Here is a 23,634-nt window from a genome sequence, read left to right on the forward strand (position 1 = left end):
GACCGACTGGACGACTTCGTAGACACGACGGCGGCGTGGCCGGGCGCGCCTGCAGGCAGCGCGGGACACGCCATGTCATGCGGACGCGCGCGAACATGCCCGCACCAGCGGCATGTCCGCAGGTGGCGCGAGCGATCAGCGCGTGCTGGTCCGGGTGCACGGTGTCGGTCGGCACCGCTGCGAGCCGATGGCAGGATCGCCTCCCACGGCGCAGCAACACGGCGGCCGAGCGCCCGCAGCGCCTGTCGCGATGCGCGGCAGACGGACTGATGCAGCGCGAAGAGCAGCTTGTAGCCGACAGCGTCGCGGACACGGCAACGCGTCCCCGCATCTGCTCCACGCCCAACCGGTTCGGCACGCGATGGCTAACGGCGGCATCGCCCATGCGCGCGCCGCCCAGCACCGCGCGTGCTGCTGTCCATCGGCGATACAAAGTCGCGACTTCGCGAGTCCCGCCAGCACGCCGGTTCCGACCGGCGTCGCCGCGCGGCCGCCGAACGCTGCACGAACGCGCCAGCGCGGCGCGGCCCGCCTGCGCTGGCGATGCCGCCGCGCCTTTCCCGGCGCGTCGATTCATCGACGTTCGGTATAGTCCTGCGCATGAAATTGCGCACGTCTCTCCTGCTGCTCGCCGCCGCGTTATGCGGCACCGCTCCCGCCCTCGCCCAGAACCTGGATGCCCAGCGTCCGGCGCTGCGCGCGGCGATCGACGCCGCCGAGCGCGGCCAGTTCGATCCCGCCCAGGCGGCGCCATTCAGGCAGCATCCGCTGTACGGCTGGCTCGAATACGCCAACCTGCGCCGCAACATCGACCGCGTCTCCGACGCGCAGGCGCAGGATTTCCTCAAGCGCTACGCCGGGCAACCGGTGGCCGAGAGTTTCCGCACGCTGTGGCTGCCGGCGCTGGCGCGGCGCCAGGATTGGCCGGCGCTGCTGGCCAACTGGAAGCCCACCGACAACACCGGCCTGCGCTGTGCCCAGCTCAACGCGCGCCAGGCCACCGGCCGCGCCGATGCGCAATGGGTCGACGAGGCGCAGGCATTGTGGCGCAGCAGCGGCAAGTCGCTGCCGGATGCCTGCGACTCGGTGTTCGCGGTGCTGCAGGCGCGCGGCGGCATGACCGACGCATTGCGCTGGACGCGCGTGGAAGCGGCGGCCGACGCGCAGCAGCCGGCGGTGATGCGCAGCGCCGCGCGCGGCCTGCCCGCCGCCGAGCTGGCCCTGGCCAACGACTACGCGGCGTTCCTGGACGCGGTGCATACGCGTGCGCTGACCTGGCCGAAGACCGAGCGCAGCCGCAAGGTGGCGGTGGACGGCCTGGAAAAACTGGCCAAGACCGATCCGGATGCCGCCGAGCGGCAGTTGCCGCAGTTCGCCCAGGCGCTGCAGCTGAGCGAGGCGCAACGCGGCGAGGTGCTGTACCAGATCGCGCTGTGGACCGTGGCGTCCTACGGCCCGGATTCGGCGCGCCGGCTCAACGCGGTGCCCGAGTCCGCCTACGACGAACGCCTGCACGAGTGGCGCGCGCGCGAGGCGATGTCGCGCGGCGACTGGCCCGCGGCGCTGGCGGCGATCCGCAAGATGGCGCCGGCCCAGCGCAGCGATTCGCGCTGGCAGTATTTCGAGGCGCGGCTGGCGGAGAAGACCGGCAATGCCGGCGAGGCGCAGCGGCTGTACCGCGAGGCGGCCAAGTCCGCCACCTTCCACGGCTTCATGGCCGCCGACCGGCTCAAGCAGCCGTACGCGCTGTGCCCGTGGGAGCCCAACGACAGCGCGCAGGCGCAGGCCGCGGTCGCGCGCGATCCGGCATTGGTGCGCGCGCTGGAACTGTTCAAGATCGAGCGCGCGTCCTGGGCGGTGGCCGAATGGAACGACGCGCTGAGCCGCTTCGACGACACCCGGCGGCGCATCGCGGTGGAAGTGGCGCGCGACAACGGCTGGTTCGACCGCGCAGTGTTCTCGCTGGGCAAGTCGCCGGACGAGCAGCGCCTGTATTCGCTGCGCTTCCCGTTGCACCATGACGCCACCATCCGCCGCGAAGCCGGCAAGAACGCCATCGACCCCGCCTGGGTCGCCGCCGAAATCCGCGCCGAGAGCATCTTCAATCCGAACGCGCGTTCGCCGGCCAATGCGATGGGCCTGATGCAGGTGCTGCCGGCCACCGGCGCCAGCGTCGCCAGGAACCTCGGACTGGCCGGATACGGCGGTGCCGCCAGCCTGTACGACCCGGACACCAACATCGCCATCGGCACCGCCTACCTGCGCCAGCTGCTGAATACCTACGGCCTGCCGTACCTGACCATCGCCGCCTACAACGCCGGCCCCGGCCCGGCGCAGCGCTGGCAGAGCCAACGCCCCGGCCACGACGCCGACTTCTGGATCGAGACGATCAGCTACAAGGAAACCCGCGAATACGTCGCACGCATCCTCGCCTTCAGCGTGATCTACGACTGGCGCCTCAACGGCGACGCACTGCCGGTCAGCGACCGCATGCTCGGCAAGCTGGACGCGCCGCGCAAGAAGTTCGTCTGCCCATCCACCGGCGCCAACGCCGGGACCGGACAATGAGTCCCCGCTCCGCTGCGCAGGAGCGGCGCGACACCTACGCAGCCGCTGTTCCGGGTCCCCGGTCCCCGGTCCCCGGTCCCGCCCGATGAAGACCTACCTCGTCGGCGGCGCCGTCCGCGACAGCCTGCTCAAGCAGCCGCCCGGCGACCGCGACTGGGTCGTGGTCGGTGCCACGCCGCAGCAGATGCTGGAACTGGGCTACAAGCAGGTCGGCCGCGATTTCCCGGTGTTCCTGCATCCGCACAACGGCGAGGAATACGCGCTGGCGCGCACCGAGCGCAAGTCCGGACGCGGCTACCACGGCTTCGTCGTCGATGCCGATCCGTCGGTGACGTTGGAAGAAGACCTGCAGCGGCGCGACTTCACCATCAACGCGATCGCCCGCGACGAGGACAGCGGTGCGCTGGTCGATCCGTACGGCGGCGTGCGCGACATCGAGCAGCGCGTACTGCGCCATATCGGCCCCGCGTTCGGCGAAGACCCGCTGCGCGTGCTGCGCGCCGCGCGCTTCATGGCGCGGCTAGCGCCGCTGGGCTTCAGCGTGGCGCCGGAAACACTGGCGCTGATGCGCGAGATGGCGGCCAGCGGCGAACTGGACACGCTGGTGCCCGAACGCGTGTGGCAGGAACTGCGGCGCAGCCTGGCCGCGGCGCAGCCATCGGCGTTCCTGCGCACGCTGCACGACGCCGACGCGCTGCGCAGCGTGCTGCCGGAACTGGACGCGCTGTACGGCGTGCCGCAGCGCGCCGAATACCATCCCGAGATCGATACCGGCCGCCACCAGGAACTGGTCAGCGACATGGCCGCGCGGCTCGCGCCGGGCGATGCGCTGATCGGTTTCGCCGCACTGACCCACGACCTGGGCAAGGCGCTGACGCCTGAAGCGGAATGGCCCCGCCACGTGATGCACGAACAGCGCGGCGTCACCCCGCTGCGCGCACTGTGCGAGCGCCTGAAGCTGCCGCAGGAACACCGCCAGCTGGCCGAGATCGCCTGCCGCGAGCACTTGAACGTGCATCGCCTGGCCGAGCTGCGCGATCGCACCGTGCACGAACTGCTGCAGCGCTGCGACGGCTTCCGCAAGCCCGAGCGCATCGCGCAACTGGCGCTGGTGTGCGAGGCCGACAAGCGCGGCCGCCTCGGCAGCGAGGACGCCGACTACCCGCAGGGCCGCGAACTGCAGCGACTGCACGCCGCGGCGCTGGCGGTCAACGCCCGCGACCTGGCCGCGCAGGGCCTGAGCGGCCCACAGATCGGGGAGGCGCTGGCGAAGGCGCGGATCAAGGCGATCGCCGCGGCGCGCGGCGCGCCCGCGGACTGATGCGGCCAGGCCTCACGCCACATATCTCGCAGTTTGGCCCAGGCGCTTATTCCGTGATTCTGGGAAACCCTGTAGGAGCGGCTTCAGCCGCGACAGGCCGTCGGCGATCTCGATCGACAACAGGTCGCTCGGGATATCTGTCGCGGCTGAAGCCGCTCCTACAACAAACCGCCGTCGCAGATGTCTTGGCCGAGTTCGCCAGCCGCGCGCACCGCGGCCATCAATAGCGCGCCAGCACCGCACGCACCGCTCGCAGATAGCCGCCACCGAACAGGTTGAGGTGGTTGAGCAGGTGGTAGAGGTTGTACAGCGGCGCGCGTTCGCGCCAGTCCGCAGCGAGGGGCGCGTGCTCGGCATAGCCGAGGAACAGCTGCGGGTCGGGGTCGCCGAACAGCAGCAGCATCGCCAGCTCGGCCTCGGCCCAGCCGTAGTGCGCCGCGCCGGCATCGATCAGCGCCGGCAGTCCGTCGCCGGCGCAATGCAGGTTGCCCTGCCATAGATCGCCGTGCAGCAGCGCCGGCGGCTGCGCCGGAATTAACTGCGGCAGGCGTGCGTACAGGCGTTCGAGGCGCGTCATGTCGGCAGGTACCAGCGCTGCGTTGCGCAGCGCGCGCTCTGCCTGCGGGCGCAACCGTCGCTCGACGAAGAACCGATGCCCGTCGCCGTCGGTACGGTTGTCCTGTGGACTGTCGCCGATATAACCGTCTTGGTCGAAACCGAAGCGCTCGCTGCGTACGCGGTGCTGGCGCGCCAGGCCCTCGCCGGCGAGTCGGGCGAAGTGCGGATGCGGCGCTGCCGCGCCCAGGTCTTCGAGCAACAGCCAATCTTCGCCATGCGTATAGATCTGCGGCACGCGCAGACCACCGGCATCGCGCAGCGCGTCCAGGCCGCGCACTTCGGCGGCAAAGAAGTCGGCCGGCATCGCGCGGCGGCGTTTGCAGATTGCGCGACGGCCGTCGGACAACGTCAGCCGGTGCAGGCCGTCGCTGCGCGGCAGCGGGAACGGGACGCTCGTGGTCGATTGCATCGCACGAGGCTAGAGCGGCTTCGGTCAAGGCGATGTCGCGTGCGACACGCGACATCGGTCGCGACGCGCGTCACCGGCAGGGCGGCGACGGCCGGCGCCGCTCCACAACGCAGGCACGCAGTGTGCGCCTGCAGCGCAACGCGCGACGCCTGGCTGGCGTTGCCGCCGGGCGTCGGACATCGCCGATCTGCCGTTTACTCCATCGCCCCCGCGATCCAGGTGTGCCGCACCTGCAGCGCGTCGTCGAGCAGCACCAGGTCGGCCTGGTAGCCCGCTGCGATGCGGCCGTAGCGGTCGTCCAGGCCCACGCATTGCGCCGGGTACAGCGAGGCCATGCGCGCGGCTTCGTCGAGCGTCACGCCCAGCCACTGCACGCTGTTGCGCACCGCGCTGGCCATGTCCAGCGCCGAGCCGGCCAGCGTGCCGGCGGCGTTGCGCACCACGCCGTCCACGGCGGTGATGGTTTCGCCGTACAGGTCGAAACTGGGGCTGTCGGCGCCGACCATCGGCATCGCGTCGGTGACCAGGAACAGCGTGCCGCGCGGCTTGGCCGCCAGCGCCACGCGCAGGCTGGCCGGATGCACGTGCACGCCGTCGACGATCAGGCCGCACCAGGCGTGGCGGTCTTCCAGCGCCGCGCCCACCGCGCCGGGATCGCGCCCCTGCAGCGGCGACATCGCGTTGTACAGATGGGTGAAGCCGCAGATGCCCGCGTCCAGGCCGGCGCGGATCTCGTCGTAGCTGCCGGCGGTGTGCCCGGCGAACACGCGCGCGCCGGTCGCGGCCAGGGCGCGGATGCTGTCGGCCGGCAGGCGCTCCGGCGCCAGCGTGATCAGGGTGACGCCGTTGTCCAGCGAGGTGGCCAGCGCCAGTTCCTCGGCATCGGGCACGCGGAACTTGTCGACGTTGTGGGTGCCCTTGCGCGCCGGCGCCAGGTACGGACCTTCCAGGTGGATGCCGAGCACGCCCGGCACGCCGTCGGCGATCGCCTGGCGGGTCGCCGCGATCGCCGCGCGCATCACCGCCACGTCGTCGCTGATCAGCGTCGGCAGGTAGCCGGTGGTGCCGTAGCGGCGATGCGCCTGGCCGATGCGGCGCAGCGCGTCGGCGTCGGTGTGGTTGTTGAACAGCACGCCGCCGCCGCCGTTGACCTGCAGGTCGATGAAGCCCGGCAGCAGCGTGCCGCCGCCCAGGTCCAGCTGCTGCGCCGCCGCGGCCACGCGCGCGTCGCCGTCGTCGAGCACCGCGGCGATGCGTCCGCCGTCCAGCAGCACGCTCACGCCATCGAGGAATCCGTCCTCGCCGAGTACGCGCGCATTGCGCAGCGCCGTCGTCGTCATTACACCGTCTCCGTCACTTTGTTCAGATGCGGCGGCAGGTCCGGGTTGTTGCCGCGGCGCAGCGCCAGCGCGTTGATCGCGCGGTAGAAACTCTGGATGGTCAGCAGCGGCGCGCACACCGGGTGCGGCGCGGCGACCAGCGGCAGGTCGCCGTCGGCGCTGGCCAGCCACACCTGCGCGCCGCGGCCGCGGAACTCTTCGGCCAGGCTGCGGGTGCCGGGGCCGGTCTCGTCCGGCTGGGCGAAGGCCAGCACCGGGAAGCCGGGGCCGACCAGCGCCATCGGCCCGTGCTTCACTTCCGCCGAGCTGTACGCCTCGGCATGCAGGCCGCAGGTTTCCTTGAACTTCAGCGCCGCCTCCTGCGCGGCGGCCAGGCCCAGGCCGCGGCCGAGCACGAACAGGTTGTGCGCATCGGCCAGGCCATCGGTGAGCGGACGCCAGTCGGCCTGCCAGGCGGCGCGCAGCGCCTGCGGCAGCGCGTCCAGCGCGGCGAGCAGCGCCGGGTCGTTCTTCCAGTACGCGCCGAGCTGCAGGATCGCCGCCAGCGAGGCCAGATAGCTCTTGGTCGCCGCCACGCTCTTCTCCGGACCGGCGCCGAGCGGAATCACCGTGTCGGCCAGCTGTGCCAATGGCGAATCCTCGACGTTGACCAGCGCCACCACGCGCGCGCCGGCGGCCTTGGCCGCTTCCGCGTTGCGCAGCAGGTCCGGGCTCTTGCCGGACTGCGAGATCACCACGTACAGCGCGCCGCGCAACTGCAGCGGCGAGGCGTACACCGAGCCCACCGACGGCGAGGCCGAGGCGGTGACCACGCCGAGCTGGGTCTCGAACAGGTACTTGGCGTAGGTCGCGGCGTGGTCGGAACTGCCGCGCGCGCAGGTGACCACGAACGGCGGCGGATCGGCGCGCAGCGCCGCGGCCAGCGCGCTCACCACCGCATGGTTGCGCGCGAACTGCGCGGCGACGACGTCGGCGGTTTGCGCCGCTTCGCGGAACATCAGGGTTTCGGTTTCGGTGGGCAATGCCATGGGCAGGGTCATGTGGGATCGGGGGAAGGAGAACGGCGGGAGTGCGGCTGCATCGGCGCGGTGGAGCCGCGCACCACCAGCTGCGGCACGAAGCCCTGGTTGTGCATCGGCGCCGGATGCTCTTCGTAGGCATCGCTGCGCAGCTGGCTGATCAGCAGCCGCGCGGCATGGCGGGCGATGTCCTCGGTGGCCTGCTTGGCGGTGGTCAGCGCCGGCCACGACTGACGCGAGAACGGGCTGTCCTCGAAGCCGGCGATGGACAGGTCGTAGGGCACGTTCATGCCGGCCGACTTGGCCGCGGCCAGCACGCCGGCGGCGATCTCGTCGTTGGAACCGAAGATCGCGGTCGGCGGTTCGCGCAGCGCCAGCAACCGCCGTGCGCCGCGGAAACCGTCGTCGAAGGTGTAGTCGCCGGGAATCACCAGGTGCTTGTCCAGGGTGATGCCGTAGTCCTTCAGCGCCGCTTCGTAGCCGGCATAGCGCTCGCCGCTGGAGCGGTGCGAGGTACCGCCCCACAGGAAACCGATGCGCTGGTGGCCGAGCTGGATCAGGTGCTCGGTGACCTCGTAGGCGGCGTCGCGGTCGTCGACGTAGACGCAGGGGCCGTCCTTGGGATCCTCGGTGGCGGCGATGATGCGCACGGTCTTGATCCCGCGCGCGCTCAACGCCGCGACCAGTTCGGCGCGCTCGGACATCGGCGCGGTCAGCACCAGTCCGGCCAGGCGCGAGCGCTGGGTCCACTCGGCCAGTTCCTCGGCCAGCATCGGCGAGGTCGAGTCGCAGGGATGGATCTGCAGGCCGAAGCCGGTCTCGCGGCACGCCGCCAGCACGCCGTTCTGCACGCCGATGATGTGGTACGGATTGGGGTTGTCGTACACCAGCCCGATCACGAACGGGGTGCCGCTGCGCAGGTTGCGCGCCGACGGATCCGGCTCGTAGTCCAGCTCGGCGATGGCGTGCAGCACGCGCGCGCGCGTGGCCTGCATCACCGACGGTTCGTTGTTGATGACCCGCGACACGGTCTTCAGCGACACCCGCGCCCGTTCGGCGACGTCTTTGATGGTGGGTCTACGCATGCTGCGGTCCTGCACGTCGGGAAGTGTGCCCATGATGCGCGATCACGCGCCGGCCGAGGCCTGGCCGGCGCGGTGGCCGATCAGGGAATAGAACAGGATGTACAGATAGCAGGGCACCATCAGCAGCAGGAACACCAGCTGGAAGTCGAAGTGCTGCTTCAGCACCGCGAACAGCTGCGGGATGATCGCGCCGCCGGCGATGCCCATCACCAGCAGCGCCGAGCCGATCTCGGTGTGGCGGCCCAGGCCCTTGATCGCCAGCGGGAAGATCGCCGGCCACATCATCGCGTTGGCGAAGCCCAGCGCGGCGACGAAGGCCACCGACACGTAGCCTTGGGTGACGTAGGCGCCGAGCGAGAACAGCACGCCCAGCAGCGCCGAGACGCTGAGGTAGCGCGCCTGCGAGATCACCTTCGGGATCAGCAGCAGGCCGGCGACGTAGCCGGCCAGCATCGCCGCCAGGGTGAACGAGGTGAACAGCTTGGTCTGGTCCAGCGGCAGGTGGAAGCCGTTGCCGTAGGTGCCGATCGCATCGCCAGCCATCACTTCCACGCCCACGTACACGAACAGGCACAGCACGCCCAGCCACAGGTGCGGGAACTGGAAGATGCTGGTCTTCTGCGCGGCATTGCCGGCGGCGACCGGCGTGGCGTTGGCTTCGGACGCCTTCAGCTCCGGCAGCGGCGAGAACAGCACGCCGATCGCCACCAGCACCAGCACTCCGGCCATCACCAGGTACGGCAGGTGGATCTTGGCGGCGAACGCATCGAGCAGCACGTCCTTGGCCACCGGGTCGGCGGCCTGCACCTGCATGGACAGGTCGCCGACGCCGTGCAGCACCAGCGTGCCGATCAGGAACGGCGCCAGGATCCCGGCGATCTTGTTGCAGATGCCCATCACCGCGATGCGCCGCGCCGCGCTCTCGATCGGGCCGAGGATGCTGATGTACGGATTGATCGCGGTCTGCAGCAGCGCCAGGCTGCTGCCGATCACGAACAGGCCGGCCAGCGCGCCGGGATAGAAACGCTGCGTGGCGAACTGGCCGAACGCCGCCGCGCCCACCGCCATCACCACCAGGCTCAGCGCCAGGCCCTTCTTCATGCCGGTGCGCTTGAGGATCCACGACGACGGCAGCGCCAGGAAGAAATACGACAGGTAGAACACCATCAGCACCAGGAACGCGTTGACCTCGTTGAGGTCGAACGCCAGCCGCACGAAGGTGATCAGCGGGCCGTTGATCCAGGTGAAGAAGCCGATGATGAAGAACAGCAACCCGACGATGGCGATCGAGGCGAAGGGACTGGCAGGCCGTGCGGTGGTCATGGGCGGGCGGGCTCCGGGAGGGCGCGTGGGGTCGGGCGGATCAGCGTCGCAGTTCGGCGACGAAGTCGTAGTAGTCGTTGTGGCAATAGGTATCGGTCAGCTCGATCGCACTGCCGTCGCGGGTGTAGCCGACCCGCACCACGTGCAGGATCGCCTCGCCCTCCTTCATCCCCAGGTGTCCGGCCAGCCGCGCCGGCAGGTTGATCGCGCGGAAGTACTGCAACGCGCGCACCACCGGATGGCCGTGCTCGTCCAGGTGGGCGTACAGCGAATCGCCGATCGCCAGCGGATCGGGCACGACGCGCTGCGGCAGCACCGCCTTCTCGTAGGCCATGACCCGGCCGTCGGCGCTGCGCAGGCGGGTCAGCGACGCCACCACGGTGTCCGGCGACAGGCCCAGGCGCAGGATCTCCTCGCCGTGGGCCGGGCGGATGCGCCGCTCCAGCCAGCGCGTGCCCGGTTCCAGGCCCTTCATGCGCAGGGTCTCGCTGAAGCTGGCCAGGCCACTGAGCTGGTGCTGGATATGCGAGGTGATGAAGGTGCCGGCGCCCTGCCGGCGCGAGACCAGGCCCTGTTCGACCAGCGCATCCACCGCCTGGCGCAGGGTCACCCGCGACACCTGCAGCTGCTCGCACAACTGGCGTTCGGCCGGCAAGGCCTCGCCCGGCTTCCACTGCCCGCCCTTGATCGCCTCGACCAGCTTGCTTGCCAGTTGCAGGTACAGCGGGGTCGGCGCGCTCGGGTCCACCGCCAGGCCCGCCAGTCTGGGGTCGGCCTCCGGCTTGGGCTTGGTCATCGTGCTCGCTCCAGACCGCATGAATTCGTTAGGTCCAATATAGTACCAATCCGCGACCCGTGCACGCCGGGGTCAGCGTGCACGCCGGGGTCAGAGCCGCAGGTACAGCCGCCGGCGGTCCATCCACCAGCCCACCACCCAGCACAGCAGGGTGTAGGCCAGCGCGCAGGCCAGGCTGCCCCAGGGCCCCGGCACCAGCCGCTGGAACACCGCGATACCGACCCACTGGTACAGGCCGTGCCCGCTGCTTCCGACCGGCAACAAGCCGAGGCTGATCACGAACAGCTCGGAGAACAGGTAGATCGCCAGCGGATTGCGCCCGAGCACGGTGAAGAAGCCGCTGCCGGCCTGCCAACGCCGCACTTCGATCGCCCACAGCAGCGCGCCCAGCAACAGCAGGTCCAGGCCCACGGTCAGCAGCACGAACGAACCGGTCCACAGCTTTTTGGACAGCGGGAACCACGGCTGCCAGGCCAGGGCCAGCACGACCAGGGCGACGCCTGCCAGCGACAGCCAGCCGGCCGTACGCGCCTGCTTGCCGACGCGGCGTACGTACAGGCCGGTCAGGTAACCGGCGATGACATTCACCGTGGCCGGCAATGTGCCGAGCAGGCCTTCCGGATCGAAGCCGCCGTCCTTGCGGTACAGCTGCGCCGGATCCAGCAGCCACAGGTCCAGGCGCGTGCCGGCGTTGCCGAGCTTGCTCAGTTCCGCGCCCGGCTGGCCCCACAGGTACAACGCCCCCCAGTAGCCGAGCAGCAGCGCGACGCAGGCGCCGAGCAGGCCGCGCGGCGGCAGCCAGCGGCACAGCAACGCCGCCAGCGCGTAGCACAGCGCGATGCGCTGCAGCACGCCCGGCACCCGGGTCTGGTCGATCGCGGTGAAGGTCCAGCTGCCGTCGGCGCCGTGGTGCACGAACGGAAACCAGTACATCAGGAAGCCGAGCAGGAAGATCAGCGCGCTGCGCTTGCCGACCCGGCGCAGGAACGCGCCGAGCGGCTGGCCGCGATCCAGCGCGAAGCTCATCGCGTTGCCGACCGCGAACAGGAACGACGGGAACACCAGATCGGCGGCGGTGAAGCCGAACCATGGCGCATGCCGCAGCTGCGCGAACGCATCGGCGCCGGCGCCGGGCGTGTTGACCAGGATCATCAGGAAGATGGTCAGGCCGCGGAACACGTCCAGCGACAGGAAGCGCTCGTGCGACGGCGCCGCGGCGGGAAGGGTCACGGACGCGGCGCTCATCGGGCATCCACCTCGTGCAGCAGGGTGCGTACCGCAGCGACCGGGTCGGCCGGCGTTTTACGCGTGTGTGGCGTCTCGCGCTTCACCCAGGCCTGCTCCCACGCGCGCAAGCGCTGCTGCAGCGCCGCCTCGTCCACGCTGCCGCCACCGACTGCCACATCGCGCAGCGCCTGCATCGCCAGCGCCCAGCGCGGCAGATAGTAGTCGGCGTACATGCCTTGCCAGGCCTTGGACGCGTAGTCGCCGAGATTGCCCTCGCCGCCCCACACGCTGACCTGCGCCTTGGCGTCGCGCCGGTAATAGGCCGCGTCCTGCGGCGTCTTCGCATAGCCTTCGGCATCGTCCAGCCAGCTCGACAGGGTTTCCTGCTGGCCGCCGACCAGGCCGTCGAGTTGCTGCACCGCCGCCTGCACACGGGCGAACGCGGCATCGCCGGCGGCGACGTCGCCGCGCTTGTACGCGGCCACCGCCTGCTGCAGGTGCGCGTCGACGCGGCCGCTGGCGTAGTGGCGGGCGAAGTCGACCAGGTCGTAGCGGTACAGCGGCGCGTCGGCGTACTCCGGCGCCAACGCCAGCAACTGGTCCAGCGCCCGGCGCAGGCGCGGCGGATCGCCGGGGGCGCCCTCGAATTCGCCGATGTCCAGCGTCGGCCGCTTGAACAGCAGGTACGCACCGGCACGGCTGCGCCACCAGCGCGGCGTCCAGTAGCGGGTCGACAGCACCGAAGCCTGCAGGTCGTCCCAGGCCGCGCGCAACGCCGGCGAGGTGTGCCCGTAGCGGGCGCGGGTGTAGTCGCCGAGCCATTCCTGCAGCGGACGCTCCTGCGCACCCCAGGCCAGGGCGTACATATATTCGTAGACCACCGAGTTGTTGTGCAGGCCTTCCGGGAACGCGCCGAAGCCGACCAGTTGCTGCTTGTCCTTGTCGGCGAGCAGCGCGCGCAGGTCGTCGCGATAGAACGCCAGGTCGCCGTACACCGGGTTGCTGCCGCCGTAGTTGTGCACGTAGCCGTAGATCCACTGCTTGCCGTCGAACGCCTCGGACAGTTTCCAGGTGCCCGGGTAGCGATCGTTGCCGATGTCCAGCACCAGCAGCTTGTCGTTGGGCACCTCGCGCAGGAACGCGGCGATCGCCTGCGGCGTCCAGAAGTGGCGGTCGGCGCCGAACAGCCAGCCCTGCATCACCCACACCGCGTCGGGATTGGCGCGATGGATCGATGCGTAGAGCGCGCGGCCGTAGTCGGCCAGGCGCTTGTCGCGCTGCGCCGGCGACACCTCGGGCGTCGCGGGAGCGGTCTTGTCGGTATGGGCGGTGTTGGCGGTGCTGTCGCCATAGCTGGCCAGGCGCGCGTCGCTGCCGTCGGCGGCGATCGGCGGCAGCATCTCGTTGAACGCATCGGCCAGGTAGTAGGTGCCCTTGCCGTAGGTGCGGTCGTAGAGCTGGATGAAGCCCTGCGCGATCTTGGCGAACAGCGGGTCGGCCGGATCCAGCCAATAGGTCTCGTGGAAGCCTTCCCAGGCGCGCATGCGGTAGATGCGCGCCTGCGGATGCGCCTGCGCGAACGCCTTCGGCACGTAGCCGGCGAAGGCCGGCAGCACCGGCTTCATGCCCAGCGCGCGCATGCGTTGCAGGATGCGCAGCTGCAGGGCGTGCTTGTCCTCGATCCACTGTTGCGGCAGCGGCGCGTCGTAGCCTTCGATGTTGCCCATGCGCTGCCACGGCGCAAATGCCGGACCGGAAAAATACTGCGCCAGGTCCGCGTCGGCGACGCCGAACTCGCGCCACAACGCCTGCCACACGTAGTCCTGGCCTTCCATCGCCAGCGGCATGTCGACGCCGTGCAGCGCCATCCAGTCGATCTCGCGTTCCCAGCGCGCCCAGTCCCACCACGGCGTGGTGTAGCCGTAGGTGCAGACGTTGAGATAGGCGCGGTAGGCGAACGGAGTGACCACGCGCTGTCCGCGGAAGTCGGCGTAGGCGGCGGGCAGCGCCACGCGACTGCCTTCCCAGCTCACCGAGGCGGCGCCGATCGATTGCAGATAGCTGTACGCGCCATGCGCCAGCGCCACTTCCGAAGAACCGGACACGCGCAAGGTGCCGGCATCGGCGCCGACCTGGTACCAGTCGTTGCCGCCGCCGCGCGGCTGCCGCTGCAGGGCCAGCGCGGCCGCGCGCGGGCCGAGCGTGCGCAGCAGCACGCCGCGCGCGGCGTCGCCCGGTGCGTCGGGCGCAGGCGCCGCGAATGCGGCCGGCGCCAGCAACGCGCAGGCCAGCAGCAACGCGGCGCTTCCACGCCGCAGCATCGGCAGGGCATTTGCGATGGCACGCGAGTGCGTGAAGACACGGCGGAAGGCTCGTTTCATGCGGTCAATACTCCACTGTCGCTACGTCGTCGAAGCCGAAAGGCGTTCCGGCCGTCACCTGCATCACCACCGCCAGCACCCGTTCGCCGGCCGCGGCCGGCAGCGTCACCTGCGCATGCTGCCCGGCGGCGACGCTGGCGACCAGGCGCCGGTCCAGGTACACCTGCGCCGCGCCGGTCGCGCGGCCAAGCCGCAGCCGGCCGCCGCGCTGCTGGATTCCGGCCCACGGCGTGAACGTCGCCCGGTACAGCACATAGCCATCGCGCTCGGCGCGCGTCTCCAGGTTGCCCGGCTGGCAGAAGCTCCAGCTGTTGTTGTCGTTGGGCGCGCGCGGCAGCGCCGGGTCCGGCGGCGCGGCGAATGGCAGCGTGCGCCGCCAGCCGGGCACCACCATCGCCGCGGCGGCCGGCGGCAGCGACGGCGGCAACGCCACCGCCTCCAGCTCGATCGTCGCCTGCGCGGCGCGCAGGCCCGGCGCGCGCGCCTGGATGCGCAGCCGGCGCTGGCCGCTGCCGGCCTCGACGATGGCCTGTGCCAGGCCGTTGAACAGCTGCACCTGCGGCACGTTGTCGGCGGCGTGCCGGTTGGGGTCGCCGTTGCCGACGCCGAGCAGGCGCCCGCCGTCGACCTGCAGCGCGATCTGCGCATCGGCGAACGGCACGTGGCGGCCCTGCGCATCCACCGCCTCCAGGGTGATCGGCTGCGCATCGCGGCCATCGCCGCGCATCCGCGTCCGGTCCGGGGTCAGCCGCAGCGCGACCGGCGCGCCGACCGTCTGCACCCGCTGCCGCGCCACCTCGCGGCCGTCGCGATAGGCCACCGCCTCCAGCACGCCCGGCGCATACGGCACCTGCCAGGCATTCATCTCGATCCGGTCCACCGCCTGCCGCCCCTGCGACTGCCCGTTGAGCCACAGCTCCACCTGCTGCGCGTTGCAGAATGCCATCACCTTGATCGGCGTGCCCTCGCGGCCCGGCCAGTTCCAGTGCGGCAGCAGTTGCAGTATCGGCGCGTCGTCGATCCACTGCGCCTGGCGCAGCCAGTACGCGCCCTTCGGGAAACCGCACAGGTCCATGATGCCGAAGAACGAGGACACCGACGGCCATTCGAACGGGGTCGGCTCGCCGCGGTAGTCGAAGCCGGTCCAGACGAAACTGCCGGCCAGATACGGGCGCTCGTTGACCAGCTTCCAGGACGTGCGATGGGTGTTGCCCCACGGCGCGGCGACCGAGTCGTCCTCGGCGATGACGTGCGCGTCCATGTCGGTGAACCAGGCGCCGCGGGTCTGGAAGGCGCTGGTATCTTCGCTGGACAGCAGCGGCGTATGCGGCATCGCCGTGTGCACGCGGTCGTAGTTGAACTGGCGGTAGTTGAAGCCGACCACGTCCACCGCATGCGCCGCGTTGCGCTGGGTCAGCATGCCGTCGTTCATCGCCGCGGTCACCGGGCGGCTGTCGTCCAGTTCGCGCACCAGCGCCACCGCGCGGCGCACCATCTGATAGCCGGCGGCGGTGCCCTGCATCGGCTCTTCGTTGAACACCGACCACAGGAACACGCAGGCACGGTTGCGGTCGCGGCGCACCAGCCAGCGCAGCTGCGCGGCGTAGTCCGGCGCCGGATTGAACACGCGGTTCTCGGCCATCACCAGCATGCCCAGGCGATCGCAGACGTCGAGCAGTTCGCTGGCCACCGCATGATGCAGGCGGATCGCGTTGCAGCCCAGCGCCTTGAGCCGGCGGATGCGGAACTCGTGCACGCTGTCGGGCACCGCCACGCCGACCCCGGCATGGTCCTGGTGCAGGCAGGCGCCCTTGATCTTGAGCGGCCGTTCGTTGAGGAAGAAACCCTGCTGCGCGTCGAAGCGCAGCGTGCGAAAGCCGATCGCGCACTCGCGGCGGTCGCGCTCGCGGCCAGCGCCGCGCAGCACCGCCGCGACCCGATACAGGTGCGGCGCGGCCACGTCCCAGCGTTGCGGCTGGCGCACCTGCAGTTCGACCTGCGCCACGGCCTGCGCCAATGCGCCCACCTGCAGCGCGCTGCCGCCCTGCGCCACCACCGCGCCATGCGCGTCGTACAGCGTCACCTCGAGCAGCGCCGCTTCGGCCTGCTCGCCGGCATTGGCGACCGTGACCGCAACGGGCAGCGTCCAACGTTCGTCGTCGCCGATCCGCGGCACCGCGTGCACGCCATCGCCGACGATATGCAGCGCATCGCGCACAACAAGCCAGGTGTGCCGGTACAGACCGGCGCCTTCGTACCACCAGCCATCCATCGCCTCGGCGTCCACGCGCACGGCAATGCTATTGAGATCCTGCCCGTAGCGCGCGATCGCGCTCAGGTCGATGGCGACGCCGTCGTAGCCGCTCCAGCTGCGCGCCATCAGCAACCCGTTGATCCAGACCGTGGCGCGGCTGGAGATGCCGTCCAAGCGCAGTTCCAGCGCCTTGCCGCGCAGCGCCTCGTCCAGCCGCAGGCTGCGCCGGTACCAGGCGATGCCGCGGCGGCGATAGCCTTGCGCCACGTTGGCGCTGGCCTCGATCGGCTGCTCGATGGCGAAATCGTGCGGCAGGCGCAACGACCGCCACTGGCTGTCGTCGAAATCGCCCGCGGCCGCGCCCCAGGCCTTGCCGGCCTTGGCGTTGTCGTAGCTGGCGTCTTGCCCGGTGATCGGCGGAAACGCAATGTCGCCGGCGTGGAAACGCCAGCCGTCGTCCAGGCAGAACACGCCCGGATCGACCGCCAGCGTCAATGGCGACACCGCCGCCGCGCGGCCACCGGTACCGGCGAATCCGGCATCGGCCGCACTGCCTGCCCAGCTCCAGCGCGGCGCCGCCAGCAGCAGCCCGGCGCTGGCGCCGCCCACCAGGAATTGTCGTCGTTGCATGCGCCTGCCCTCGGATCGACCGCCCGGCGCCACCGCGGCGCCGGGCCTGATGCGGGTTATCCCGCAAGCGCCTGCACGGACCTCACAGGATGTCCCACTGCATCGACACGTAGAAGCTGCGTCCGGTGACGCCGGTCATCTGCCAGCGCTCGCTGATGTCCTTGTACGCCTCTTCCTTCTTGTCGGTCAGGTTGAGCCCGCCGAGCTGGAAGCTGAGCTTGTCGGTGGCCTGGTAGCCGAGTACCGCGTCGAACTGGGTGCGCGCCTTCATGGTGTGGCCTTCGCGGGCGAAGAAGCTGTCGCTGCTGTCCTGCTCGTACTCGCTGCGGTGGTTGAGCGACAGGCGCGCGGAGAACATCTCGTTCTCCCAGTAGCCGGTGGCGTTCCAGGTCTTCTCCGACAGGTTGCGGATCTTGAAGTCGGTGTCGCGCTGCGGGATCACCCGGGTGAAGTTGGCGGTCAGGCCGAAGCCCTGGATCGGCAGCCAGGCATCGAAGGATTGCGTCCAGCCCAGTTCGTAGCCCTTGATCTTGACCTTGCTCGGATCGTTCTGGGTGGCGGTGATCTCGTAGATGTTGCCGCTGCCGTCCACGCAATCGCCGGCACTGTTGCCGGACAGCGCCGCGCCGTTGAACGTGGTCGGGCAGACGATGCTGTTGAAGGTGCCGTTCTTGACCTGCTTCCAGAAGCCGGCCAGGGTCAGGCCGCCGCCTTGGCCGTAGTACCACTCCAGGCTGAGGTCGGCCTGGTTGGCGGTCAGCGCCCTCAGGTCGGTCTGGCCCAGCGACACGTCGTAGGTGGTGGTGCCGCCGGTGTTGCTGCCCGAGGAGATGGTGGTGGCGATGGCGGTGTTGCTGTCCAGGATCGGGCGCACCAGCGCCTTGCCGGCGGCGAAGCGCAGCAGCAGGTCCTCGCGCATGTCCAGCACCAGGTTCAGGCTCGGCAGCCAGTTGTGGTAGTCGTACGGCGCGCGCGCGGTGCCGACCACGTCGTTGGCGTCCTCGCTGAATTGCGAGGCGGTGGTCAGGTAGGTGTCGGTGGTGCGCTTGGTGTTCTCGTAGCGCACGCCGACGTTGCCGCGCAGGCGCATGCTGCCGATCTCGGTGTCGATCTTGGCCAGCGCGTAGGCGGAGAAGATGTCGTTGCGGATGTGGTAGCTGGCCTGCGGCGCGAACAGCACCGGCACGGTGATGCCCGAAGCGGCCAGCGCCTCGGCGTAGGCGTACACGTCCGGCGCCACCCAGCCGGTCTGCGAGGCCAGATTGCCGTCGAGGAAGTTGCTGACGTTGGAACTGGCCGCCGACAGCTCCGGGAACATCGCGTAGCCGGACACCGCACCGGAGTTGACCAGGTACAGGAAATCGCGGCGCCAGACGTTGCGGTCGAAGGTCTCGCGGCGGAACTTGGTGCCGAACTTCACCGAGTCGAGGAAGCCGGCACCGACGTAGCGCTCGGCATCGAACTGCAGCGACCATTCCTTGTTGCTGAGCTTGGTGATCGCGCCGTTGGGATACTCGTCGCGGACCAGGTTGGCCTGGTCCCAGGCGCTGGCGTCGTTGGCGTCGGCATCGGTGGTCAGCGAGATCGCGCCGGGGTTGGACATGTCGAACAGCGTCGCCGACGGCAGGCGGCCGAGGATCACCGCGCGTTCGTCCTCGTCGGTCTTGCCTTCGGTGTAGTTGGCCACGCCGCTGAAGGTCCACGCATCGCCCTTCCACTTCGCGTCCCAGGTCACCAGCTGCGAGGTGAGATCGTGGCGCTCGAGCTGGCGGTTGTTCTCCAGCCAGTAGTTGGACGCAGACACCTTGGTCGCGGTCAGGCCGTCGGTCTCCAGCACGCTCAGGAAATTGCGGTCGAAGGAATAGACCAACTGGTTCATGTCGTTGTCGGTCTTGTCCTGCGAGTACAACGCAGTCAGGTTCATTTCCAACCGGTCGTTGGGCTTCCACTGCAGCCCGGCAGTGAGCATTTTGCGGTCGGTTTCGCGCTCGATCGAGCGGTAGCGCGGGCGGCGCGGGATGTACAGGGTGCCGTCGGTGGTGTCCTGGGTGTACCAGCGGTCGATCCACAGGTAGTCGGCGCGGTCCTTGAGCTTCTGGTAGCCGGCGTTGACGAACACGCCCAGTTCGCCGCCGTCGGCGAGCTGGAACTGGTCGATGTAGGTGAGCACCGCCTTCGGCGTCGGCGCGCCGCCGGCGAATTCGGAGTATTGCTCCTTGGCCGACAGCAGCAGCTTGCGCTCCTTGTAGTCCAGCGGCTTGGTGGTCTCGATGTTGACCGTGCCCGACAGCCCGCCGGCATCCATGTCCGCCGACGGCGACTTGATCACCTCGATCGCCGCGGCCACTTCCGGCTGGATGATGTCGTAGCGGAAGCCGTCGGTGAAATCGGCGCTCTTGATGGTCTGGCCGTTGATCGTGGTGGCCGAGTACTGCGGGCCCAGGCCGCGGATGCTGATGGTCGAACCGCGGCCGTTGATGGTGGAGATCTGCACGCCGGGAATGCGCTGGATCGCCTCGGCGATGTTCTCGGCCGGGAACTTGCCGATGTCCTCGGAGGAGATGCCGTCGGTCATGCGCGCGTCCTCGCGCTTGTTGTCCAGCGCGGTGATCAGGCTCTTCTGGTACGAGCTGGTCACGGTGACCGTATCGAGCTGGGAGACCGGTGCGGGCGCGGGCGCGTCCTGCGCCTGCGCGCCGCTGCTGAGCAGGCCGAGGGCGATGGCGGTGGCGAGGACGGACAGGGAACAGCAGTGCGGACGGGAGCGAGCGACATGTGGCATTGGGCTATCCTGGTTGATGGCTGATCGGCACGACGACGTCTGACATCCAGCGGCTGCGAGCGGACAGCGCGCTCCATCCCGCCCGGCGCGATGTGCAGGGCGGTGCCGTCCGTTCAGGCACGGAATCGATGAAGCGTTCTGTCTGTTTCCTGCGCCCCGTGGTGCGAGAGGCGCGTCCCCATCCCTTCCCCGGATGGGTGATGTGCATGCGGCTGCTGGACTGATCGATCCCGAATTGGCAGAGACCAATTCCAGGCAGCTCGATTCTTATGGTCTTAGAAAGATTGTGTCAACGCCGCGACACGAGCGAACGCCAAATGGCGCCTGGACTTGACCTAAAAATCAGAATAAATCCTTAAAAATCAATAGAATTTAAGTCGAAAATATTTTTCGTGCGGCCGCTTTCACGCATCGTTGTCACGATACCTTTGACGCACCAATTCTACGAATGAGACCAATTTTGTGCGCCACAACATAACTGCGCACCGTTCTCATCTGCAGGCTGTCGCCCAAGCGCTGCGCATCTTCACAAACCATTGAAAATAAAAACCTTTAGGCAAGGCGATCAAGTGTCGCCCGGTCCAAGCACGCGTTTCGGCCGACCGAACCAGCACCAGACAAATTTTCCGACGAGGACTTGACATCGTTGTCATGGCCTCGTAAGAATCGGTCCGCACAGGGGTGGGGCCGCGCATTCGCGGTGCACAGCGGGGCATGGGAGAGGCATGTGATCGCACTGATCCGTACACGCGTTTCGCGTGCCGCATTCGGTACGCCAATGGAATGCCTGGAACTGCGCTGCAGCCTGATCGGCAGTGCGGCCGGCGCGCTGGCGCCGTCCGCCGCAGCGGGCGGCAGCGTCGCAGCGCCGGTTGCTGCGCCTGGATGCGGCCACCTCGCCGTGCCCGGCAGCGTCCTGCCGCACCTCCAGCCTGTCCTGATCGACCGCTCACGCCCGCCAACGCAGCAGACACCGAGCGCTGCGCTGCGGCGCATCCCGCCGATGCACGCAATGCCGAACCGCCGTCGCCGCCATCCGCTGGCCGCGCACCGGAGGACGCCACCCATTCACCCGCAGTAAGACCACAGGCAGATTCGGCGTGCGCAAACGCGCGTGCGCTGCGTCATCCACCGATTGAATGATGAGGAGAGACATCATGCAATACCGCCATTCCGTCTTGTCGGCCGCCATCGTCGCCACCCTCGCCTTCGGCGCGCAGGCGCAGCAGGCGACCACCGCCGCCACCGACCTGGATACCGTCCAGGTCGTCGGCATCCGCGCCAGCCTCGAGAAGTCGCTGGATACCAAGCGCAACAACGTCACCATTTCCGAGGCGATCACCGCCGAGGACATCGGCAAGTTTCCGAGCACCAACGTGGCCGAGGCGTTCTCGCAGATTCCCGGCGTGACCCTCGACCGCCGCTTCGGCCAGGGCGAACGCGTCAGCATCGACGGCACCGATCCCAGCCTGAACCTGTCGTTCCTGGACGGGCACCCGGTGGCGCAAGCGATCTGGCTGTACGGCGAACAGCCCAACCGCGGCTTCGATTACACCTTGCTGTCGCCGCAGATCCTCGGCCGCGCCGAGATCATCAAGTCGTCCGAAGCGCGCCTGACCGAAGGCAGCCTCGGCGGCACCGTGCTGATGCACAGCCGTCAGCCGCTGGACCTGAAGGCCAACGAGATCGCCGGCTCGGTGGGCTACAGCTACAGCCAGCAGGCCAGCGAGGGCAAGCCGAACGCCTCGCTGCTGTACAGCTGGAAGAACCCGGAGGAAACCGTCGGCATCGCCGTGTCCGCGCAGCACTACGAAGAGCGCGTCGATCGCCAGGGCATGGAGGTGTTCGGCTACGCCAAGGCTTCCACCTTCACCAACGCCGGCGGCGTGCCGGCCGATGCCGACGTGCCGAACTCGGTCAACGCGGCGTGGTTTCAGCAGGACCGCAAGCGCGACAGCGCGGTGGTCAACCTGCAGCTCAAGCCCAGCGATGCGCTGGAGTTCAACCTCAGCGGCCTGTACATCAAGGAGAACTTCGACAACTACAACCAGTCGATGTACAGCTTCCTGACCTGGAACCAGGGCACGGTCGACGCGGTGGACGCGCTCGGCAACGTGCGCAACGGCGTGGTCCGCAGCGGCCATTCCAGCGCCAATGCCAATCCCGACGGCGGCACCGTGATCTACGACAACAACGTGCGCCAGTCCGAGGTCACCACCAAGGGCCTGGACCTGCGCGGCGCCTTCCGCGGCGAAGGCTGGGGCGTGAGCGGCCAGGTCGGGCAGAGCAAGTCGGAGAACAAGAACCTGGCGCAGTACTTCATCGAGCCGTTCTACAACGGCGGCTTCAGCTGGGACCTGGACCGCGGCATCCGCTTCGACGATGCGGCCGGCGCACGCGATCCGGCCAACTGGGGCTCGGCCGGCGGCTGGTTCGGCAACAACGGCATCTTCGCCACCGAAAGCAAGGACACCTACGGCCAGCTCGACTTCAACGTGCAGTTCGACGGCGTGTTCAACCAGCTGCTGTTCGGCGTGCGCCAGGGCAAGCACAAGGAGAACTTCGAACTCAACGTGTACGGCGGCGTCACCCCGGGCACGCTCGCCGACGTCGGCACCCTCGGCCTGACCGACATCCAGGGCTTCTATCCCGACCACGGCCGGCACGTGCAGGCCGGGCGCGGCAACGTGATGGACTGGATCCGCAACAGCCCGGTGGACTACGGCAATCCGGATCCGGCCAGCTTCCTCAACAACAGCTGGGCGCTGGAGCAGACCAACAATGCCGCCTATGCGCAGCTGAACTTCTCCGAAGGCGGCCTGCGCGGCAACCTCGGCGTGCGCTACGTGGACTCCAAGACCGAGGGCAGCGGCTTCGTCTACAGCGGCACGCCGACCCTGGACGACCTGGACAGCAAGTGGCAGACGCGCACCCAGAAAGAGAACTTCGTGCTGCCGTCGTTGAACCTGGTCTACGACACCAGCAGCGACTGGGCGTTCCGCTTCGCCGCAGCCAAGGTCATCGCGTGGGCGCCGTACAACCAGATGGTCAACAACACCTTCTTGAACGACACCACCCTCACCGGCAGCGGCGGCAACGCCGAGCTGTCGCCGTACGAGTCGTGGAACTTCAACCTGTCGGCCGAGTACTACTTCGCCGAGCAGTCGGTGGTGGCCTGGTCGATCTTCTACAAGAAGATCGACAACTACATCGACACCTCGGCCACGATCGAGCGCCAGTACAACTCGATCCGCGACACCTCGCCGCAGACCTGGGCGCAGATGCTCGGCAGCAACGGCTGCACCGCCGACGGCTACTGCGACTACAGCATCCAGCGTCCGCGCAACGCCGGCGACGGCAAGGTCAAGGGCTTCACCATCGCCTACCAGCAACCGTTCGGCGACAGCGGCTTCGGGCTCACCGCCAACTACACCTACGCCAACGGCGAGAACAACACCGGCGACGCCCTGCCCTACCAGTCGCGCAACGCCATCGCCTTCAGCCCGTACTACGAGAAGGGACCGCTGAACGCGCGCATCACCTACAACTGGCGCGACAGCTACCTCGCCGGCGGCTACGTGGCCGGCGCGGCGCCGGCCAGCGTCGACGACTACGCCGACCTGGGCGCGAGCATCGGCTATGCGATCAACGAGCAGTGGTCGCTGCAGGTGGATGCGCAGAACCTGCTGGACGAGGACTACTTCCAGTACCTGGGCGACACCGACCACCCGGTCGGCCGCTACAAGAACGGGCGCCGCTACATGGCCACCGTGCACTTCAAGTTCTGATCGCCGCACGCGTGCGCACCGTCTAGACCCGCAGCGGGCCCGGATTCGTCCGGGCCCGTTCTGCTTGCGGCCGGGCATGCCGACAGGAGACGC

At 69.1% G+C, this 23,634-nt stretch carries 14 protein-coding genes; 4 read left to right on the top strand and 10 right to left on the bottom strand.

Going from position 1 to position 23,634, the window contains the following annotated elements; all coding sequences use genetic code 11:
- Window positions 1-600: 600 nt before the first annotated feature.
- The gene (locus tag NUG20_RS17640) at window positions 601-2,568 is read left to right on the top strand and encodes a transglycosylase SLT domain-containing protein (protein ID WP_263395723.1); all 1,968 of its coding nucleotides are present in this window, start codon (window positions 601-603) and stop codon (window positions 2,566-2,568) included.
- Between the two features lie 85 nt (window positions 2,569-2,653).
- Window positions 2,654-3,889: a multifunctional CCA addition/repair protein gene (locus tag NUG20_RS17645; protein WP_263395724.1), complete on the top strand. Its 1,236-nt coding sequence runs from the start codon at window positions 2,654-2,656 to the stop codon at window positions 3,887-3,889.
- Between the two features lie 220 nt (window positions 3,890-4,109).
- Here NUG20_RS17645 and NUG20_RS17650 read toward each other — a convergent pair whose 3' ends face one another.
- The 10 genes from NUG20_RS17650 to NUG20_RS17695 all read right to left on the bottom strand — a co-directional run bounded on the left by NUG20_RS17650 (window position 4,110) and on the right by NUG20_RS17695 (window position 19,753).
- The gene (locus tag NUG20_RS17650) at window positions 4,110-4,916 is read right to left on the bottom strand and encodes a fructosamine kinase family protein (RefSeq protein ID WP_263395725.1); all 807 of its coding nucleotides are present in this window, start codon (window positions 4,914-4,916) and stop codon (window positions 4,110-4,112) included.
- Window positions 4,917-5,110: 194 nt separating this feature from the next.
- Window positions 5,111-6,256, bottom strand: a complete 1,146-nt coding sequence (nagA, locus tag NUG20_RS17655; protein WP_263395726.1) for an N-acetylglucosamine-6-phosphate deacetylase — start codon at window positions 6,254-6,256, stop codon at window positions 5,111-5,113.
- Window positions 6,256-7,284 carry an SIS domain-containing protein gene (locus tag NUG20_RS17660; protein WP_263398521.1) on the bottom strand — a complete coding sequence of 343 codons (1,029 nt, stop codon included), beginning with the start codon at window positions 7,282-7,284 and terminating at the stop codon, window positions 6,256-6,258. The genes nagA and NUG20_RS17660 overlap by 1 nt, the downstream gene beginning before the upstream one ends.
- Window positions 7,285-7,292: 8 nt before the next feature.
- Window positions 7,293-8,360 (bottom strand): LacI family DNA-binding transcriptional regulator, encoded by a 1,068-nt coding sequence (locus NUG20_RS17665; protein WP_263395727.1) that lies wholly within the window; start codon window positions 8,358-8,360, stop codon window positions 7,293-7,295.
- A 42-nt stretch (window positions 8,361-8,402) separates the two neighbouring features.
- Window positions 8,403-9,683, bottom strand: a complete 1,281-nt coding sequence (locus tag NUG20_RS17670) for a sugar MFS transporter (protein WP_263395728.1) — start codon at window positions 9,681-9,683, stop codon at window positions 8,403-8,405.
- A gap of 40 nt (window positions 9,684-9,723) precedes the next feature.
- Complete coding sequence (locus NUG20_RS17675; protein WP_263398522.1) at window positions 9,724-10,446, bottom strand: GntR family transcriptional regulator; 723 nt, start codon at window positions 10,444-10,446, stop codon at window positions 9,724-9,726.
- Window positions 10,447-10,569: 123 nt separating this feature from the next.
- Window positions 10,570-11,724 (bottom strand): acyltransferase family protein, encoded by a 1,155-nt coding sequence (locus NUG20_RS17680; protein ID WP_263395729.1) that lies wholly within the window; start codon window positions 11,722-11,724, stop codon window positions 10,570-10,572.
- Window positions 11,721-14,027, bottom strand: coding sequence for an alpha-N-acetylglucosaminidase (locus NUG20_RS17685; protein WP_263395730.1), 2,307 nt, complete (start codon window positions 14,025-14,027; stop codon window positions 11,721-11,723). Before NUG20_RS17685 ends, NUG20_RS17680 begins: the two co-directional genes overlap by 4 nt.
- 64 nt (window positions 14,028-14,091) lie before the next feature.
- The gene (gene galA / locus NUG20_RS17690; protein WP_263395731.1) at window positions 14,092-16,971 is read right to left on the bottom strand and encodes a beta-galactosidase GalA; all 2,880 of its coding nucleotides are present in this window, start codon (window positions 16,969-16,971) and stop codon (window positions 14,092-14,094) included.
- 82 nt (window positions 16,972-17,053) lie between these two features.
- Window positions 17,054-19,753, bottom strand: coding sequence for a TonB-dependent receptor (locus tag NUG20_RS17695; protein WP_263395732.1), 2,700 nt, complete (start codon window positions 19,751-19,753; stop codon window positions 17,054-17,056).
- A gap of 727 nt (window positions 19,754-20,480) precedes the next feature.
- Between NUG20_RS17695 and NUG20_RS17700 the strand changes: the two genes are divergently transcribed.
- Together NUG20_RS17700 and NUG20_RS17705 are read left to right on the top strand one after the other, a co-directional pair.
- Window positions 20,481-20,834 carry a hypothetical protein gene (locus NUG20_RS17700; protein WP_263395733.1) on the top strand — a complete coding sequence of 118 codons (354 nt, stop codon included), beginning with the start codon at window positions 20,481-20,483 and terminating at the stop codon, window positions 20,832-20,834.
- A 76-nt stretch (window positions 20,835-20,910) separates the two neighbouring features.
- A complete protein-coding gene (locus tag NUG20_RS17705) occupies window positions 20,911-23,541 on the top strand; it encodes a TonB-dependent receptor (RefSeq protein WP_263395734.1) in 2,631 nt (876 codons plus the stop codon).
- Window positions 23,542-23,634 lie beyond the last annotated feature (93 nt).

The organism is Xanthomonas sp. CFBP 8443 (assembly GCF_025666195.1).
Lineage (GTDB): Bacteria > Pseudomonadota > Gammaproteobacteria > Xanthomonadales > Xanthomonadaceae > Xanthomonas_A.